General features: G+C 70.4%; 14 protein-coding genes and 1 pseudogene. 5 read left to right on the forward strand and 10 right to left on the reverse strand.

What is annotated here, in order from left to right; translation table 11 throughout:
- Positions 1–2: 2 nt before the first annotated feature.
- Entirely contained in the window at positions 3–1502 is a 1500-nt protein-coding gene (locus ACK1X7_RS46830; RefSeq protein ID WP_413116751.1) for a PLP-dependent aminotransferase family protein, read from the reverse strand.
- Between the two features lie 917 nt (positions 1503–2419).
- On the opposite strand from ACK1X7_RS46830, the pseudogene ACK1X7_RS46835 reads away from it, so the two are divergent.
- A pseudogene (locus ACK1X7_RS46835) lies at positions 2420–2557 on the forward strand (ATP-binding cassette domain-containing protein); the annotation flags it as partial.
- A gap of 512 nt (positions 2558–3069) precedes the next feature.
- Here the strand turns inward: ACK1X7_RS46835 and ACK1X7_RS46840 are convergent.
- From ACK1X7_RS46840 to ACK1X7_RS46865, 6 genes are all read right to left on the reverse strand, one after another.
- Positions 3070–3366, reverse strand: a complete 297-nt coding sequence (locus ACK1X7_RS46840; RefSeq protein WP_385157435.1) for a hypothetical protein — start codon at positions 3364–3366, stop codon at positions 3070–3072.
- A gap of 541 nt (positions 3367–3907) precedes the next feature.
- On the reverse strand, positions 3908–5041 hold the full coding sequence (locus ACK1X7_RS46845) for a branched-chain amino acid ABC transporter permease (protein ID WP_385148526.1): 1134 nt from the start codon (positions 5039–5041) through the stop codon (positions 3908–3910).
- The gene (locus tag ACK1X7_RS46850; RefSeq protein WP_385148523.1) at positions 5038–5925 is read right to left on the reverse strand and encodes a branched-chain amino acid ABC transporter permease; all 888 of its coding nucleotides are present in this window, start codon (positions 5923–5925) and stop codon (positions 5038–5040) included. Before ACK1X7_RS46850 ends, ACK1X7_RS46845 begins: the two co-directional genes overlap by 4 nt.
- On the reverse strand, positions 5925–6728 hold the full coding sequence (locus ACK1X7_RS46855; protein ID WP_385148520.1) for an ABC transporter ATP-binding protein: 804 nt from the start codon (positions 6726–6728) through the stop codon (positions 5925–5927). The genes ACK1X7_RS46850 and ACK1X7_RS46855 overlap by 1 nt, the downstream gene beginning before the upstream one ends.
- The gene (locus ACK1X7_RS46860) at positions 6725–7534 is read right to left on the reverse strand and encodes an ABC transporter ATP-binding protein (RefSeq protein WP_385148517.1); all 810 of its coding nucleotides are present in this window, start codon (positions 7532–7534) and stop codon (positions 6725–6727) included. The genes ACK1X7_RS46855 and ACK1X7_RS46860 overlap by 4 nt, the downstream gene beginning before the upstream one ends.
- Positions 7535–7538: 4 nt before the next feature.
- Positions 7539–8774 (reverse strand): substrate-binding domain-containing protein, encoded by a 1236-nt coding sequence (locus ACK1X7_RS46865; protein ID WP_385148515.1) that lies wholly within the window; start codon positions 8772–8774, stop codon positions 7539–7541.
- Positions 8775–9218: 444 nt separating this feature from the next.
- Between ACK1X7_RS46865 and ACK1X7_RS46870 the strand changes: the two genes are divergently transcribed.
- Together ACK1X7_RS46870 and ACK1X7_RS46875 are read left to right on the forward strand one after the other, a co-directional pair.
- The gene (locus tag ACK1X7_RS46870; RefSeq protein ID WP_413116752.1) at positions 9219–9980 is read left to right on the forward strand and encodes a CoA transferase subunit A; all 762 of its coding nucleotides are present in this window, start codon (positions 9219–9221) and stop codon (positions 9978–9980) included.
- Between the two features lie 3 nt (positions 9981–9983).
- A complete protein-coding gene (locus ACK1X7_RS46875; protein WP_413116753.1) occupies positions 9984–10634 on the forward strand; it encodes a 3-oxoacid CoA-transferase subunit B in 651 nt (216 codons plus the stop codon).
- A 58-nt stretch (positions 10635–10692) separates the two neighbouring features.
- Here ACK1X7_RS46875 and ACK1X7_RS46880 read toward each other — a convergent pair whose 3' ends face one another.
- The 3 genes from ACK1X7_RS46880 to ACK1X7_RS46890 all read right to left on the reverse strand — a co-directional run bounded on the left by ACK1X7_RS46880 (position 10693) and on the right by ACK1X7_RS46890 (position 15327).
- On the reverse strand, positions 10693–12627 hold the full coding sequence (locus ACK1X7_RS46880; RefSeq protein ID WP_413116754.1) for a helix-turn-helix domain-containing protein: 1935 nt from the start codon (positions 12625–12627) through the stop codon (positions 10693–10695).
- Between the two features lie 81 nt (positions 12628–12708).
- A complete protein-coding gene (locus ACK1X7_RS46885; RefSeq protein ID WP_413116755.1) occupies positions 12709–13527 on the reverse strand; it encodes a 3-hydroxybutyrate dehydrogenase in 819 nt (272 codons plus the stop codon).
- Between the two features lie 225 nt (positions 13528–13752).
- Positions 13753–15327: an MFS transporter gene (locus ACK1X7_RS46890; protein WP_413116756.1), complete on the reverse strand. Its 1575-nt coding sequence runs from the start codon at positions 15325–15327 to the stop codon at positions 13753–13755.
- A gap of 795 nt (positions 15328–16122) precedes the next feature.
- Here ACK1X7_RS46890 and ACK1X7_RS46895 point away from each other — a divergent pair.
- Together ACK1X7_RS46895 and ACK1X7_RS46900 are read left to right on the forward strand one after the other, a co-directional pair.
- Entirely contained in the window at positions 16123–16869 is a 747-nt protein-coding gene (locus ACK1X7_RS46895; RefSeq protein WP_385148500.1) for a tRNA-dependent cyclodipeptide synthase, read from the forward strand.
- Positions 16870–17066: 197 nt separating this feature from the next.
- On the forward strand, positions 17067–17864 hold the full coding sequence (locus ACK1X7_RS46900; RefSeq protein ID WP_385148497.1) for a 2OG-Fe(II) oxygenase family protein: 798 nt from the start codon (positions 17067–17069) through the stop codon (positions 17862–17864).
- Positions 17865–17875: the final 11 nt, after the last annotated feature.

Consider the following 17875-nt stretch of genomic DNA (forward strand, 5'->3'; position numbering starts at 1 on the left):
GATCACTGGTGATAGGCGTGGCGGACTGCGGTGAGGCCGCGCTGCAGGGCGCCACGGTCGGGCGGTGCGCCGACACCGATCCGGACCGTCTCGGGGGCGGTGTCGGCACCGACGTAGAAGGTGCCGCTGGTGCCGATGGACGCGCCCGCGGCGAGCGTGGCGGACGCGAAGTCGGCAGCGGTGCGGCCCGGGGGGACGGGCAGCCAGACGTGCAGCGACTCGGGGGTCGTGCGGTGGCCGATTCCGGACAGCGCGGCCGTCACCAGTTCGTGGCGGGCGCGGGTCTCGGCCCGGACCGCGTCGATGATCGCGGTGGCCCCGTCGTCCTCGACGAGGCGGGTCGTCACGGCCGCGTTGATCGGCGCGACCATCCAGTAGGTGCTGCGGACGCCGGGCCAGAACCGAGCCTTGGCGGACTCCTCGTCCGGTGCGACGACGTAGGCGACCTTCAGTCCGGCCGCGATGCTCTTGGCGGTGCCGAGCACGTACCAGGACAGCTCCGGCAGGTACGCCGACAGCGGCCGGGGCGCGTCTGTGGGAAGGAGGCTGTAGATGTCGTCCTCGATCACGGACACACCGTGCCGGCGGCACACCTCGGCGATCGCCCGGCGGCGGTCGCCGCCCATGGTGCCGGTGGTGGGGTTCTGTAGCGTCGGCATGGTGTAGAGAGCGGCGGGGCGTTGGGTCCGGCAGATGCGCTCGAACGCGTCCGGATCGATCCCCTCGCCGTCCATCGCCACGGGAGCGAGGCCGATGCCGAGCATCGACACGAACGTGCGGATCGTCGGGTAGGTCAGTTCCTCGACGGCCAGCACCCCACCGCGGGGAACCAGCCGCGAGAGCAGTTGGGTGAGGATGCTCTGGGTGCCGTTGGCGACGACGACCCGCTCCGGGGCCGGCGCAGCCCCCAGGCGCCGCGCGGTGAACGCGGCACCGGCGGCCCGATCACGGTCGGAGCCACGGTACTGGTGGGCGCCGATCAGGCGCGATGGCGACCGCCCTGTGAGGACGGCGTCGAGGGCGGCTCCGTACTGTGTGTCGAACACCTCCGGGACGTCGGGCGGCAGGTTGCCGCTCATGAAGACGGGGTCCTCACGGCGGCGCAGGTCGTCGGGGTTGTGGTCGGAGGTGATGGGCGTCGTCACGGAGGGTTGGCTCCTTGAGGTCGGGTGACGGTGAAACCGAGGGCTGTCGGTGACCTCGCGCAGTGACTCGGTCAGGACACGGCCGTCGACGTCGTCAAGTGCCGCTCCGGTGACGATCTTGTAACCGGTGGCGGCGGCGTCGACCGGTCCTGCGGGTTCGGCGCGCCGGGTGCGGGACGTGAAGGCCGACCCGTGCAGGACCAGCGGAATGCGCATGTCGGAAGGGTGGAGAGTGCCGTGCACGCCGCTGAACGGCCGGGTGCCGGAGGTCCGTGCGCGCAGGGCGCGGGCCGGTGTGTCCGCGGGCTCGGACTGGTCGGTCGGATCGGCCCGCATCGTGATGATCAGGCTGTGCAAGGTGCGTATGGCCCGGTCGACCCGTTGGATCGCCTCAGCGCTGGTCGTCGACGCCGATTCCGGTCCGGGCGCCGGGGGAGCGGGACCGCGGACTTCGTCCTCGGGGCCGAACCCGGGCCGTTGAAGCGCTCAGAGCGGTCGGCCGGAGGCCGTCGATGACCGCGATCAGGGTGAGTGGTGTGGCAGGAATCGTTCTCTCCTTCATCAGGTGCCACTCCGGGTTCGGAGCCGCCGCTCTGTGTGGCCGAGCGGCTCAGGGCCGTTCGAGCTGCCGCTGACCTGAGCTGGCTGTGACAGCCTCGGAGCCGGGGATGGCGTGTGAACCAACCTCGAATTACTGATGGATGAACTATCCTGATCATCCTGAGACTTGGGATGGATGATCCAATGCTTCCCGCTCACGTCGCCGTGAAATGAGGTTCCGTGGTTACGGCCAAGCCGTCCTGGTCAGCGGCGAGTTCGTCACCCGCGCTCAAGTCGCGCTGCCCAACCTTGGTGCCACGGACAAGCGGGTCATCGAGCTGATCCCCAGCGACCCCGAAGCGGTCGTGCGTGGCTCGGTGACCGAGCTCGTCCAGAGGACGGGCGTCGCCCAGCCCTCAGCAGTTCGGCCTTGCCGTCGCCCAGTCGGGAACACTCCGCGGGCGGCCCTACCCCGACCTCACGACCCAAACGGCTCCAGGCCGCACCGCACGGTGCCAGCCGACCACGATCAAGGCCCTGCCATGAGCTCCGAACACCGCACCGGGAATTCTGCTGCGGTCGCTGCGCGGAAAGCGACTGTTCCCCGTGCCGGCGCTCGGCGAGCATCTTGCCGGCTACGGACGCGAACTCGTCGCCGTCGGAACGAGCCAGAACGGATGCACGGTGCTGCTCAATCCGGGCGCGGCCGACGGGCACGGAATGGTCCCGGCCACGCGGTCCACTATCCGCACCAGCTCTCCGGAGGACAACAGCAGCGCGTGGCCCTGGCCCGCGCCCTGGCCGTCCAGCCCGAGGTGCTGCTGGACGAGCCGCTGTCGGCACTGGACGCCAAGGTACGCGCCCAACTGCGGGCCGGGATCCGCCGTATTCAGCTCGAGGAACCAGTGCTCGCGCAGCTCCCGAAAGCGGAATCTGCCCGCTGCTCTCCCCGGATCGCCGGTGCGGGTGACGATCCACCCTGCACCGGTGTTCGCGGCAGACGCCTGATCCCGGACCGCACGGAGGAACCGCCCCCCGACGGTGACAGCGATCTGGGCGCATCCCCGGTGTTGTGCGGCAGCCCCGCGGTGCAGGTGCCCAGAGTGCCCCCTCCACGTCGGTCGGGTCGCCTGAGCCCTGCTACCGGCCTTGGCGGCCGACCGCAGCGACCGGGTGCCCCGCCCATGGTGCAGCGGCCCGCACCAGCCGATGGAGTGTTCCAGCCCGTTGCCCATCGTGTACTGCTCATGGGCGATGGCGCTGTCCTTGAGCACCGGGAGACCAGCGATCCGGTGATCGGCGACGAAGCGTTCGGTCGATGTGGCTGAAGGTCATCGCGGCTCTTCCCTCGTGATCGGGTCGCATGCCGCGTCGTGCTCCAAGGTCAGCAGCCGGAGTCGGCGAGGACGAAGTAGCCCGGGGAAGTCTCCTCGAGAGTGTGGATAACGGCGAGGTTGTACAGACCGAGGTTGTGGTTGGAACCGTTGGCATACGTGTGACCGAGGCTCTGGTGGGCGCGGCCGGCCTTGACCTGGTCGTAGTTGTTGTCGGTGTAGCACGTGGGTGCCGGCTCGGCGCTGGTCGTCGTCGCGGTGACCGGCGAGGACGCGGCGCCGGTGGAGTCGAGCGCGGCGGCCAGAGCAGTGCGTCTGAAGACTCTGCGCACGGTGACGAAACGCATGGGGCAGCTCCATCGAGTGGGGGAGTGGAGGGAGTACGGACGCTGTACGGCGCCCTGCCATGCCACTTCACGGGACCGGCCGGGCCGGTCCCGCCGGCCGGTGCGTGGCGCTGACGCACCGGCCGGCTGACATACCGGCTTGCTGTAAGCGGACCGTACGACCGGGCGGCCGACCGCGACATGGGAGGGGCGGCCAGGAAAACGGTGGCCGACGTGGCTCGCGTACCCATGGTGTGGGCGGATCGGCCATGACACGGGGGCGGCCCGGGCGTCACGACCGGCCGTACGCGCCGGGCACTTCAGGCGGCCACTGCCCCGAGCCTGGCACCGTCCGTCGGCGCCCGGCCCGTCACAGGCTCGATAGCGATCGCCGAGGCCACATGCTGTCCGTGGGCCCCGGGCATGCTCGACCGCGACGGCGGGTGTGGTGCGCCGTCGAGTTCGGCTTCCTCGGCGAGCTGCCGGATGAGGACCATGACGTGGACAGGTTCGTCGCCGCCTCAGCGGGACCGTTGCTGGAAGACCCCTCGCGGGACGGGGCTCATGGAGTGCGGACCGCCTTGCCGCCGGTGGCGGCGCGCGAGGTGCGCGCCGCGCGCAGCCGAGCCGGCAGCCGGACCAGGCCGCCGGGCAGCAGGTAGATCACCGCGACGAACAGCGCGCCGAGCAGGAACAGCGGCTGCGACAGTGGCACTCGCAGCACGGCGGGCAACCCGGTGACAGCACCGGAACCCGACAGGTCGCCGAGCCGGTGGTCGGCCCAGGTGTAGAGGATGCCGCCGGCCAGGGGACCCCATCGGGTGCCGGAGCCGCCCAGTACCACCATCACCAGCAGGGAGAGGGTGAAGTCGGAGGTGGTGGTCTGCGGGGTGGCGCCGCCGGTCAGCAGCAGGTGGACGATGCCGCCGAGCGCGGCCAGGGTGCCGGCCAGGACGAACGCGGTCAGCTTGAAGCCGTAGGGGCGCAGCCCCAGAACTTCGACCCGGCGCTCGTTCTCCTTGATGCCCTCCCAGACCCGGCCGGTGGGTGAGCGGACCGCGCATTGGACGACGAGCAGCACGACGACGAGGTAGGCCAGGGCGACCCAGTACAGGTTGGCGGTGTGCTCGATGCCGACCAGTGCGGCGGGCAGCTTGCCCGCGGGGGCGGCCCTGCCTTCCTCGCCACCCGTGACGCCGCCCGGATCGCGTTGTACGAGGATCGAGGCGGCCTGCGCGAAGGCGAGGGTCACCATGGAGAAGCCGATGCCCGTCACCCGCAGGCTGACCGCGCCCAGCAGTGCGGACAGCGCCACCCCGGAGACCAGGCCGAGCAGCGCGGAGACGGCGAAGGGCAGCCCCGCCTCCAGCATGATGGTGTTGGTGACGTAGGTGCCCGCGGCGAAGTAGAGCGCGTGGCCGAACGACAGCAGCCCGGTGCGGCCGAGCAGCAGGTCGTAGCCGGTGGCCAGGGCTCCGAATACCAGGCACAGGGACAGCAGTTGGAGGTTGCCTGGGCTGCCGATCGGTCCGTCCAGCAGGCCGGGCAGGGGCAGCGCGCTGTAGGGGACGAGGAACAGGACCACCAGCGGCAGCGCCGGCCACCAGCGGGTGGCTCGCCTGAACCTTTCGGACCGGGTGACAGGGGATCGGTCCGGCGCGCGGGTCTCACCGCGCGGCCGGGTGGCGATGGTCATGCGAGTCTCCCGGTCAGCCCACGCGGCCGGACGAGCAGCAGGGCGGCGAGCAGGACGACGACGGCGAGGTCGCCGAGTCCGGCGGTGGTGTAGTAGTTGGCGAACTGCTGGACGAGGCCCACGGCGACCGAGGCCAGCGCGGCACCGGTGAGCGAGCCCATGCCGCCCATGACGACGACCACGAAGGCGAAGATCAGCAGCGAGGTGCCCTGTTCGGGGTCGACCGAGCCGAAATAGAGACCGCCGATCGCGCCGCCGAGGGCCGCTGCCGCTCCGCCGATGGCGAAGACCAGGGTGAAGGCTTTGCGCACGTCGATGCCGAGCGCGGTGACCATGGCCCGGTCCTCCACGCCCGCGCGGACGACCAGACCGTGCCGGGTCCGGCCCAGGAACACCCTGAGAGCGGCCAGTACCACCAGGGCGGCGGCGATCAGCGCCAGGCGGTTGAGCGGCACGTCGGCGCCCAGCAGGCCGACGGTTCCGGACAGCGCTTCGGGTCCGGGGAAGGGCCGGGCGTCAGCGCCCCAGATCGCGGAGAGCAACGCGGGAACGGCCAGGCCCACGCCGACGGTGGCCAGGATCTGCTCGCGGGGGCGGGCGTAGAGCGGGCGGATGACGGCGAGTTCGAGCAGAACCGCGGCGACGGTGCCGACCGCGGTGCCGAAGACGACCGCGAGGGCGAAGCCGGCGCCGCCGGGCCCGGCGCCGGGGACGTGGCCGGAGGCGGCCCACCAGGTGCCGTAGGCGCCGACGGACATCAGGGCCCCGTGGGCGAAGTTGAGCACGTCCATCAGGCCGAAGATCAACGAGAGGCCCGAGGCGACCAGGAAGTACAGCGCGCCCAGGCCGAGCCCGGTGAGGGCGAGCAGGACTACGGTGGACATCAGACCTCCGCTTCTTCGGTCCTGGTGGCGGGGTGGGTCGCGGGACCCGCGGACGCGCCGGCCGGTGCGGGGCCGGCGCCGTCGTGGCCCGCCCGTCCGACACCGAGCAGCCGACGAGCCGCGCCCGCGTCCGCGAGCAGTTCGGCGGCGGGGCCCCGGTGCGTGGTGCGGCCGTCGGCGAGCACGACGCAGTGCCGGGCGAGGCGGCGCACCACGGCGAGGTTCTGCTCCACCAGCAGGACGGGCACCGCCTCTGCGGCGCGCTCCAGCACCTGTGCGACCTCGGTGACCACTTTGGGTGCCAGGCCCTTGGTGGGCTCGTCGGCGATGATCAATCGGTTGCCGTTGAGCAGGGTGCGGGCGATGGCGACCATCTGCTGCTGGCCGCCGGAGAGGGTGCCGGCGGCCTGCCGGGCACGCTGCCTGAGCTCGGGGAAGAGTTCGTATACCAGATCGTAGGCCGGTTGGCCGGCGCCGGGCCGCTCGGCGAGCCGCAGGTTCTCGGCGACGGTGAGAGTGGCGAAGACGCCGCGGTCCTCGGGGGCGTAGCCGATGCCACGGCGGACCAGGGCGTGGGTGGCCAGTCGCACCGTCTCCTCGCCGCTCAGCAGCACGCTGCCGGTGCGCGGTACGAGGCCGAGGATTCCGCGTACGGTGGTGGTCTTGCCGGAGCCGTTGCGGCCCAGGAGCGCGGTGGTGCCACGGGCGGCGACGTCCAGGTCGACGCCGTGCAGGAGGTGGCTGTCCCCGATCACGACCCGCAGGTCGCGCACCGTCAGCAGCGGCGCCGGGCTCGTGCTCACAGCTCCTCCCCGAGATAGGCCTGCTGCACGGTCGGGTCGGCCATCACGACCTGGGGGGTGTCCAGGGCCAGCAGCGTGCCGTGGTGCATCACGGCGAGCCGGTCGGCCAGACCCAGCAGGACGTCCATGTGGTGCTCGACCATGAGCACGGTGCGCCCCTCCTCGTGGTGCAGCGAGCGGATGAGTTCGGTGAGGGCGGGCACTTCCTCGGCGCTCACGCCCGCCATGGGCTCGTCGAGCAGCATCAGCCGGGGTTCGCCGACGAGCAGCACCGCGAGTTCCAGCTTGCGTTTCTCGCCGTGCGAGAGGGTGTCGGCGGCGGTGTCCGCGCGGTGCGCGAGTTCGGTGCGTGCCAGCACCTTGGCGACCAGCTCCGGGTACGGGTCGGCGCGGCGCCAGATCCGGTACGCGCCGCCCTCGGCGGCCTGGGCGGCCAGCCGCACATGATCGGCGACCGTCATGCCCGGCCACAGGCTGGAGGTCTGGAAGGTACGCCCGAGACCGCGCCGGGCCCGTACGTAGGCGGCCTCGTTCGTGACGTCGGCGCCGTCGAGCTCGATCGTGCCCCGGGAAACGGGAGTGATGCCGCTGACCAGATTGAACAGGGAGGTCTTGCCTGCGCCGTTGGGGCCGATGAAGGCCAGGAACTCTCCTTCGTGGAGGTCGAAGGAGACCGAGTCGACGATGGTCGCGCCGCCGACCGTCCAGCCGATGCCGCGCAGTCTGAGGACCGGCGCCGGGGAGGTGGGGGGCTCCCCGGCGGCCGCGGTCCCCGGGGCGCTCGACGTCAGGTTCGAGGAGGTCATCTGCTCAGCCCGCCGCCTTCTTCACCGGGGGAGCGACCGTTGCCATCGGGGCGCTGTCGACCAGCTCTGGTTCAGCGGCGCTGCCCGTGCCCTTCAGCTTGGCCGTGAACATCGGCTGCAGCAGGGCGTGGTCCGCGGCGCGGATCCGCTCCTTGCCCTTGGGCCCGTCGAAGCTCCAGCCTTCCAGCGCCTTGACCATGGCAGTGGTGTCGGTCGCGCTGCCGGACTCGATCGCGTGCACGATCATCTGGGCGGCGGTGAAGCCGTCGGGGCTGAACAGGTCGGGGGCGCCACCGGCCTTGGTGATGCTGTCGAGCATCGCCTTCTCCACCGGGTTGCCGCCGCCGGCGCCCGGGAAGTAGTGGGCGAGGAAGGAGACCTTGGAACCCGCCGCGCCGAAGATCGGGTACGAGGCGGTGCCGGCCAGTCCGGTGACGACCTTGCTCGAATCCAGTACGCCCTGCTGATTCAGCGCGGTCCACAGGGCGGGGGCGGTGGCACCGGCCCAGGCGACGAACACCAGGTCCGGCTTGCGGGCCTTGGCCTGGCGGGCGAAGGGGGTGAGGTCGGTGGCGCTGGGCGGGGCCAGCACCGAGTCGACCCTCGCGCCCCTCCCGCCGAGGACGGTCTTCACCGCGGCCACGTTGGCCTGTCCGAACGCGGAGTTCTGGGCGAGCACGGTGACCTTCTTGCCCTTGGCGTCGCCGAGCATCGTCCCGGCGGTGAGGATGTCCTGGTAGGACTGCCGGCCGGAGCGGAAGGTGTAGGCGTTGACGCCCGTGACGGCGTCGGTGGCCGCGGGGCCACTGACGTAGAGCACCTTGTTCTGGGCGGCCAGCGGCGCCATCTGCAGCGCCACGCCCGAGTCGGTGGTGCCGGTGATGATCTTGTACCCCTTGCCGGCGAGGGTTTTGGCCGCGGCCACGGCCTTCGCCGGGTCGCCCGCGTCGTCCTGCTCGGTGACCTCGATCGGGTGGCCGCCGACCTTGTTCGTCCTGTGCGTCGCGTAGGCCAGGCCTGCCTTGAAGCCCTCCTCGTACTGTTTGCCGTAGGCGGCGAGCAGCCCGCTGCGGGAGTAGACCAGACCCACCCGTACGGGAGCGGTCTTGCCGTCGGAGCCGCCGGCCGCGGTGCCGGCGGTGCCGGCCGAGGAGCAGCCCGCGACCAGGGCACCGACGGCGATCAGGGTGAGTGCGCGAACAGATCTGCTTCGCACGGTGTCCGTGGTGCTGCAACGCATGATGACCGGCTCCTGACGGTGTGCCGCCCACCCGCCGCCGCGGGGTCCGCCCTCTTCCTTGATGGCGTCACCCGCATACCCGACGGCGGAAGCGCGGTGAGTGGTTGCCGGAACGATAGGAGGGCCCCGCGACCGACGGCATGGTGCCGACCGCCGATCCTGGAGGCACCGTCATGGGGCCGGCACACATGGCCGGAACGACCGGTGCCGCGAGGTGGAGACCACCCGGTCTCCGTTGTGGCCGCCGCCCGGACGCTACGAGGCCCCGGGGCCGACCGGCGCGGTGCTGATCACTATGCGGATCGTCAGGGCCATGGTGGCGGACTACATACCCGCCGGGCCCTCCCGCGGTGAAAGGTGAGGGGAACCAGACCCCGGGCCGGGTCGCCGGACATCCCGTCAGGAAACCAATGAATCCCGGGCGGAGAAATTCGGAGAGACGACATGGACAAGGTGGTGGATTCGGCCGCGGACGCCGTGGCCGACATCCCGGGCGGGGCGACTCTCGCCGTCGGAGGTTTCGGGCTGTGCGGGATCCCGTCGACGCTGATCGCCGCGCTGGCCCGGACGGAGACGGCGGGGCTGCGGGTGGTGTCCAACAACTGTGGTGTGGACGACTGGGGCCTCGGTCTGCTGCTGCGGGCCGGCCGGATCGCCCGGATGACGTCGTCGTACGTGGGCGAGAACAAGGAGTTCGCGCGGCAGTACCTCTCCGGTGAGCTGGAGGTGGAGCTCACCCCACAGGGCACCCTGGCCGAGCGGCTGCGTGCCGGCGGCAGCGGGATCCCGGCCTTCTTCACCCCGGCGGGCGTGGGAACCCAGGTCGAGGAGGGGGGCCTGCCGTGGCGGTACGCCGCCGACGGCAGCGTGGCCGTAGCCTCCCCGCCCAAGGAGGGCAGGGACTTCGGTGGCCGCAGGTATCTGCTGGAGGAGTCCATCACGGCCGACTTCGCGCTGGTGCGTGCGGAGGTCGCGGATCGGCACGGCAATTGCGTGTTCCACAGCGCCGCCCGGAACTTCAACCCGCTGTGTGCGATGGCGGGCCGGACCACCTTGGTGGAGGCCGAGCGCATCGTGGAGGCGGGGGAGCTCGACCCGGATGCCGTACACCTCCCCGGCGTGTACGTCGACCGGATCGTCGCCGCGGACCCCGTCGACAAGCGCGTCGAGCGCCGCACCGTCCGACCCGCAGCCCAGGAGGCATGATCCATGGCACTCGACCGCGACCAACTCGCCGCCCGCGCCGCCCGTGAACTGCGGGACGGACAGTACGTCAACCTGGGCATCGGTCTTCCCACACTCATCCCCAACCACCTCCCGGCCGACATCCACGTCGTGCTGCATTCCGAGAACGGCGTCCTGGGGGTCGGCCCCTACCCGGTGGACGGCACGGAGGATCCGGACCTGATCAACGCGGGCAAGGAGACGGTCACGCTGCGGAAGGGCGCCGCGTGCTTCGACTCCGCCTTCTCTTTCGGCATGATCCGCGCCGGGCGCATCGACGTGTCCGTGTTGGGCGCCATGCAGGTCTCGGCCCGAGGTGACCTGGCGAACTGGATGATCCCCGGGAAGATGGTCAAGGGGATGGGTGGGGCCATGGACCTGGTGCACGGGGCCCGCCGCCTGATCGTCGTCATGGAGCACACCGCGAAGGACGGCACCTCGAAGATCGTCGACGAGTTGGCCCTGCCCGCCACGGGGCGCGGCGTGGTCAACCGCGTCATCACGGACCTCGCCGTCATCGACGTGACGGCCGAGGGCCTCACCCTGGTCGAACTCGCGCCCGGCGTCGGCGTGGACGACGTACAGGCGGTCACCGTGCCCGAGTTGCGCGTCCCGGCCGATATCACGGCTCTGTGATCCCGTGCGGGGCCGGATCCGGCGATCCGTCCCGCGAGTTTCCACGGAGTGAGGACCGCTACGGGCAGGCCTGGGAAACAAGGTGGATCCGCAGCGCGAGCTGGATCTCCAGCGCGCGTTCCGGGTGGTCCCAGTCCTGCCCCAGGAGCGCGGCGATCCGCTCGATCCGCTGCACCACGGTGTTGACGTGGACATGTAGCAGATCCTTGGCCCGAATGTGGCTGCCCTTCACGGCGAAATACGCCTGAAGCGTCCTGACCAGTTCGGTTCCCCTGCGTTCGTCCCACTCCAGGACGGGGCCCAAGACCCTGTTGACGAAGCTTCCGGTGTCCTGTTCCTTGCCCAGGAGAACACCGAGGAAGCCCAGATCCGCGGCACAGGCACCATCACCGGTGAGGCCCAGCACGCGCATGGCGCCCAGACAGCGGCGGCCCTCGGCATAGAAGCCGGGCAGGGCCGCCAGCCCCTGGCACGGTCCCGTGGCGACCACGCTGACGGGTGTACCGAGCCCTTGGGAGAGATGTTCGGCGGCGGCCCGGGCGGCGTGACCGGGCGCTGTTCCGTCGTCGGGGACCAGCATGACCACGTGCTGCTCATACTCGCAGCACAGGCCCTCGCGGCCGAAGAGGTACTGCTGGGCCCAGGCAGTCAGCCTGCCGTCCGACTGCGTCTCGGCCTCGGCGACCAGCATCAGGTGCGGCCGGGTCAGGTCCACACCGAGCCGGTGCCCGCGCTCGGCGAGGAGCGCCGGATCGCGGCCCGCTCCCTCCAAGAGGTCGGTGAGCAGTTCGCCGCGCACGCGGTTCTCGGTTTCGACGACGGTACGGCGCAGCAGCAGGAGCAGTGCGGTGATGGTGCCGGTGCGCTCGAACAGCCGGCGGTCGGGGCCGTCGAGGTCCGGGCGCCCGCGGAAGGCGAGGCTCCCCAGCAGCTCCTGTCCGGCCAGGACGGCGCAGTACCAGCACTCGCCGTCGCGGACGGAGCGGCCCTCGGCACGGGCACGGGTGACGGCTCTCAGAAGTGCGTCGGGATCCGGCGGACAGGCTCCCGCTTCGCCGCCCGCTTGGGCCAGCACGTCGCCGCGCGGGTCGAAGATGGTCAGTCGGCCGCCGAGGAACTCAGCCACCGCGGCGGCCACTTCGGATACCTCCGAGCCGCGCAGTACGAGGTCGGTCAGCCGGTCGTGCGCTTCCGCGGCGCGCTGCGTGGATGCCGCGTGTTCCTGGATGACGGCGTTGGCCTCGATGAGTTCCGCCGCGGCGTTCTTGGCATCGGCGAGCGCCCTGGCGGTGTCGATCGCGATGGCGGCGTGCGCGGCGAGCGAGCTGAGCAGGGCCACCTCGTCCGGGGAGAAGCCGCGGGGGCCGCGGTCGGCCGCGAACAGGACACCGATGACATGGTGATCGCCGGCCTGGCCCGAGCCGAGGAGCAGCGGCACGCCGAGGATGGCGACGAGACCTTCGTCCAGGACTCCATGGTCGATGGTCTGGGTGTGCTGGAACCGTTCGTCTCTGCGGTAGTCCGGGGATGCGTAGGGACGCATGGTCTGGGCCACCAGCCCGCCCAGGCCCTCGCCCAGCTTGAGCCTGAGCTGTTGAAAGGCGAGAGAGACCGAGCCGTCGGTGACCCGCATAAAGGTGTCCTGGGCGGCCTCGTCCACCAGGGTGAGGTAGGCGGTGTCCGTCCCCAACAGGGTTCTGGCGCGCCGCACGATCGAGTGCAGTACCGCGTCGAGGTCACGCAGGGCGGCCAGATCGCCGGCGGTGTCGAACAGCGCCGTGAGTTCGGCTTCGCGGCGGCGTTGGCGATGGAGCACCCGCCTGACCCCGAGGGCGGTGGAGACGGCCCGGTCGATCTCTTTGAGCTCGTGGTCGTCGATGCCGTCGGCGCGGGCGCGCGAGGCCACCGCCGTCAACTGTTCGGCGGAGGCGTCCGTGGCCAGTAACTCCATCAGGTGTCGTAGGGCGGTGGAAAGCACAGTGGTCTGCGACATGGAACGAACCTCGGGGAGGGCGGGTGCGCGCGGCTCGATCCGCCCGCACCCGCAGGCATGGCGATTCGGGTCACGGGACGGTCAGTGCGCGGTCCAGCCACCGTCCAGGGGCAGCGAGGCGCCGGTGACGAAGCCGGCGCTCTCGGAACACAGCCACAGCACCGCGGAGGCGACCTCCTCCGGCTCGATGAGGCGTTTGATGGCGCTGCGCTCCAGCATGATCTTCTCCAGTACTTCCGACTCCGCGATGCCGTGCGAGCGGGCCTGGTCGGCGAGCTGGGCCTCGACCAAGGGGGTGCGGACGTACCCGGGGTTCACGCAGTTCGACGTGACACCATGGGGCGCCCCCTCCAGGGCGGCCACCTTGCTCAGCCCTTCCATCGCGTGCTTGGCGGTCACATAGGCGCCTTTGAAGGCCGAGGCCCGCAGGCCGTGTACGGAGGAGAGGTTCACGATGCGGCCCCACCCCCGCGCGTACATGTGGGGAAGGGCGCGCCGGATGATATGGAACGGCGCCTCGACCATGATCTTCTGGATGAGGGCGAAACGGTCCGGTGGGAACTCGTGCAGCGGCGCGACGTGCTGGAGCCCGGCATTGTTGACGACGATGTCGATGGCGGTGGGGAGGGCGTCGATGGCAGTCGGGTCGGAGAGGTCGGTCACGCAGGGGCTGCCGCCGATCTCCTCGGCCACCCGCTCGGCGGCTTCCTTGGCCAGATCGACGACGTACACGAAGGCCCCGGCGTCGGCGAGGGCGACGGCACAAGCCCGTCCGATGCCACTCGCCGCGCCGGTCACCAGGGCGCTGCGCCCTTTCAGGAACTGGCTTGCGGGGACGACGGATGCGTCAAGGCCGGCGTGCCGGGCAGCGTCGCCCTCGGTGGTGCGGGTGGTGTCCATGGCCGTCACGGTAGGCAGCGGGCCCACCCCCGGACATGGTGCGGGACGCCACGTTCGAAGCGGTCAGGGTGGCCACGTCCCACACGGGGAGCGCGCACGTTGCGGTGTGGCGGCCTGACGCGGCCATGTGCCCGGTTTCGCCGGCAGGGCACGTTCCGACCCCCTGTCCAAGGCTTTCACCACACTGCCCCGCTCGGCTCACACGTCGGGCGAGGGCTACCTTGATCACTCCGACCGCGTGGACCGGTCCCCGCGTCGGTGTCCGAGCGCCACCTTCACCGCGCGCCGGACCGGCCGGCGCAGCCGCCCCATCGCGGCGCCGGCCATGCGCGTCTTCTTTTCGTGGGACGCGGGCCCCGCGCGCTCTGCGCGTGCGGGGCGGACCGCGAGGGAGCCCGCGCCACGACGGCGCTCCTCGGACGCGGTCTCGTGGTCCGCGGGACACGCATCCCGTCGCCGTCGCTCATGGGCCCCGAGCCACACGGCGAGGATCACACAGGTGGCCATGCATCCCAGGGCGGTGATCTGCAATGCGGTGTCGGAGGCCGCTTCCGAACCCACGCCGCGTTTCTGGTCGGCGACGGCCCCGGCCAGGGCAACACCGAGGCCCGCCGCCACCGTGATGACCGTCTTGGTGACTCCGGACGCCTCCCCGGCCCGCTCCGGTCTGATCACACCCTGGGTGGCGACGAGGGTCAGTGAGTTGGCCATCCCGAGAACCACTCCGCCCACGGTGGCCGCGACCAGATACACACCGAGCGATGAGGACCAGGCCAGGCACGCGAGGACGACGGCTTCCGCGCCGAGGCAGATGGTCATCACGCGTACCGCGGCGGGTGGTGGCACACGGCCGGCGATCGGACCGGCGAGTGCCATGGCCAGTGCCGGGGCGAGGAAGGCGATGCCCGCCACGGCGACGGACAGGTCCCACTGCCCCTGGAGCGTCAGGGGCACGACGAACAGGAACATGACCGTCGCGGTGTTGGCGACGGCCCCGGCGAGCGTCAGCGCCACGTAGGGCCCGTTGCGGAAGAGCGTGAGCTCGACCAGCGGGCTCGCCGCCACCCGTTCATGCCGTACGAACCAGGTCAGCAGGGCCGCCGCGGCGGCCAGGCCGGCCAGGATGACGGGCCACTGCCAGTGGCGGCCGCGATCGACGACGACGGCAAGGGTGACGAGCGCGGCTGTCGCGGTGGCCAGCCCGCGCCAGTCGACCCTCCGGAGCGCGCTGGTGTCATAGCTCTCGGCGGTACGCGAGGCCCATGCCGCGCCCAGCGCGGCGAAGGGGACGTTGAGCCAGAACACCGCCCTCCAGGACACCGCGTCGGTGAGGGCACTGCCGATGAACGGGCCGCAGGCGGTGGCGATTCCGCCGATGCCCAGCGCCCGGCCGGTGGCTCGGCCTCGCAGTTCGCTGGGGTAGACGTTCGTCAGCAGGGACAGACCCACCGGCATGACCATCGCGGCCCCCGCCCCCTGGGCCACCCGGGCGCCGACCAGGACGTGCAGCGTCGGGGCGAGCGCGCAGACCAGGGACGACGCGCCGAAGACGGCGAGGCCCAGGATCAGCAGGCGTCGCCGTCCGAACAGGTCGCCGAGGCGTCCGGCACCCAGCATGAGGGTCCCGGTGGACAGCAGATACGCGCTGGTCACCCATTGCAGGCCGGCGCCTCCGGCGTGGAGATCGCGGCCGATCTGCGGCAGGGCCAGGTTCAGGGCGAACGCGTCGAGCTGGATGCAGAACACGCCCACGGACATGGCCAGCAGGGCCCATCGTCTGGTGGTGGGTGTCGATGTCACTGCGACCCCGGCCTCCTTCCTCACGCTGCGGCGGCAGCATCGTTGGGAACATCCGCACGGCTGTGCGGCGGTTGCGGTGCTGTTGGCGGAGGGGGAGGGCGCAGCCAGAAGTCGCCCCTGGACAGGGGGCGCCGCTGCTCGAGGAGGGGGATGCGAGACCCGCAAGAGTGGAGACGTCCATGGAGACGCCGCAGAACGCCGCATCGCATGGGGCGGGCAACGCGGGCCCGCCGCTCGCCGAGCGGCTGAGGAACTCACCGTAACCGACACCGAACCGCTTGCCAACCTCGTTCCGGCGGACGCGGAAGCCGATACGGATGCCATGTGAGGTGTTCAGCCATCACCGACGCGGTCCTGGCCCGCTCGCTCGCCGGGTTCCCCGTGCGCTCTGCCGCCCGGTGGCATGTCGTCGTGCGTCCGCCACTCGTACGGCAAAAGCCCAGTTCATCGCCTGTCATATGCGCTTGGCACGGGGTGGTGTCACGCGCGTGCCCACTCCCGGCGCGGCGAGGCCGCCGCCGCGCCCCGCGCCCCGCCATGCCTGTGCCCATGACCCCGCCGTGACCTGCGTATTTCCTTTGGGGACGAGAGTTGATGAGTCATCAGGCCGAATTCAGTGCCCTGCCATTGGCCGACTCCGTGGCCGCCTGCTAACAATTTTGAGCGGCCTCCGGGTGCGATCCGTGGAGGTCTCGGAGACATGCCCACTTTCCTGGGCCATGTCAGGCTGCGCGTACATCCCAAAGAGAAGCCGAGAGTGATCCCTGCACTTAGCGACGAACTCAGGCGGATGCAATGGTGTTGGACACGCAAGTGATCTCTTCCCCCCGTCGACAGGTGGAGCCGACGCGCAGGACGCGCTACAAGGCAGAAATAGCATCGGTCTCCCCAGCAACCAGCAGAACCACTTTCGAGCGGCACGACACATGCTTTCTCGGTGTCAGCCTCGAGAACAGCAACTTCACCACCGCGAAACTCGCGGGCATGGTCAAGTGGATCTCCCGGAGATTCGTCCGCTGCACCGTGCTCATCGGTGACAGCATTCATCGGCTCACGCTGGAATCGACCTGTGGAATGGCGCCAGAAGAGGCCCTGGAGCAGGCACTGGAACTCGGTCGGCAGTTCGTCGAAAGCGAACGGACGGTATTTGAAGAGTATGGCGCATCGACCGACTTCACCTTCCTGAACTGCAGTGATGTGCAGCGCTGTCGTGAGTTCGCCGAGTTCCACGACGAGTTGCGGACGTTCTTCGCCAAGGACGAGATGTTTCGCTCGTCGGTGGAGTCGTTCGGCCGCGCCTATCACCGCAAGCGCTCTCATGGAATCAGTGGGGCCGAGTGGGAAAACCGTATCAGGGCGTCCAGTGAGTACTTCCTGGAAGAATTCTCCATCTTCGCCTGTCTCAAGCGGCAGGGACTTCCGGTCATGGTGTATCCAGGATCCTTCAGTACGCTCTCCGAGATAGCGAGAGGGGAACATCCGGGAGCACCGGAAGAGCTACGTGATCTCGTCGTCGTGTCCCTCCATCTGAAAGGCCGGTGAGCATGGAAACAACGCCTCGTGCACTGGCTCCGGAGATACGCCGGGGGAAGATATACAAGGACGTCTACGCGAAGCGTTCGCCTGGTCTTTCGGCCTTCGGCGAAGCGCGTCTCGAAAAAGCCAGGATGTCGAGCGGGGAGCTGTCCTTCGTGGATTCCGGTGCGCGGGATCAGGCATTCCGTGACGGAGTCTTCTTCTTGGAGATCCCTGCCGAGATCGACGTTTCGGCCGGTGACGCGTTCGCCGAGCAGTTCTACCGCGGGCCGTCCACCGCCCCGTACGGCCGGTTCCGCACCCTCGGCAGCGACCGCTTCGGGGACCCGCTGCTCGGCTTCCACCAGCGGATCAACCAGATCGAGCAGTTCCTTCTGGAACGGCGCTTCTGGGCCACTGACTATCCGCGAGAGATCGCCGCCCTCGGCGAGGCGCTCACTCGGCTGTCGGAGCAGGTGCTGTGCTCCGTGCTGCGCCACGTGGGCATACCCGAGCAGGACTGGGCGCGGGCGACCGGCGGCTGCTCGCGGTCCGAGGGCGCGTACCACCTGACGTTCAATCACTACCGGCCCGCCCACGAGGACATCGGCCTCAGCTCCCACAAGGACGACGGCTACCTCACCATCCTGCGGACCACGTCCCCAGGTCTGGAGGTCGCCCGCGGCGACCACTGGGAGGTCGTGCCGGCCGACCCGGACTGTTTCGTCATCAACTTCGGCCTGGCCATGGAAATCCTCACCTCGGCCGGCGACACACCCGTCGCGGCGATCATGCACCGGGTCGCGCGCCAGCGGGAGGACCGGTCGAGCTATGGGCACTTCGCCTCCAGCGGCTGTCTGCCCGGTCAGGACCAGGGCATCTACCGCTACGTCCAGGGCGCCGGCCTGGTACGCGTCTGCGGGTCGCGTGAGCTCATCGACGAGAACGACTACGAGATCTACGCCGGTACCGAGGCCCCGAACGCGTCCGCCCGCACCACCGGGAAGGGTGACCGCGAATGACCACCGGGGCG

The organism is Streptomyces sp. CY-1 (assembly GCF_047218265.1).
Lineage (GTDB): Bacteria > Actinomycetota > Actinomycetes > Streptomycetales > Streptomycetaceae > Streptomyces > Streptomyces niphimycinicus.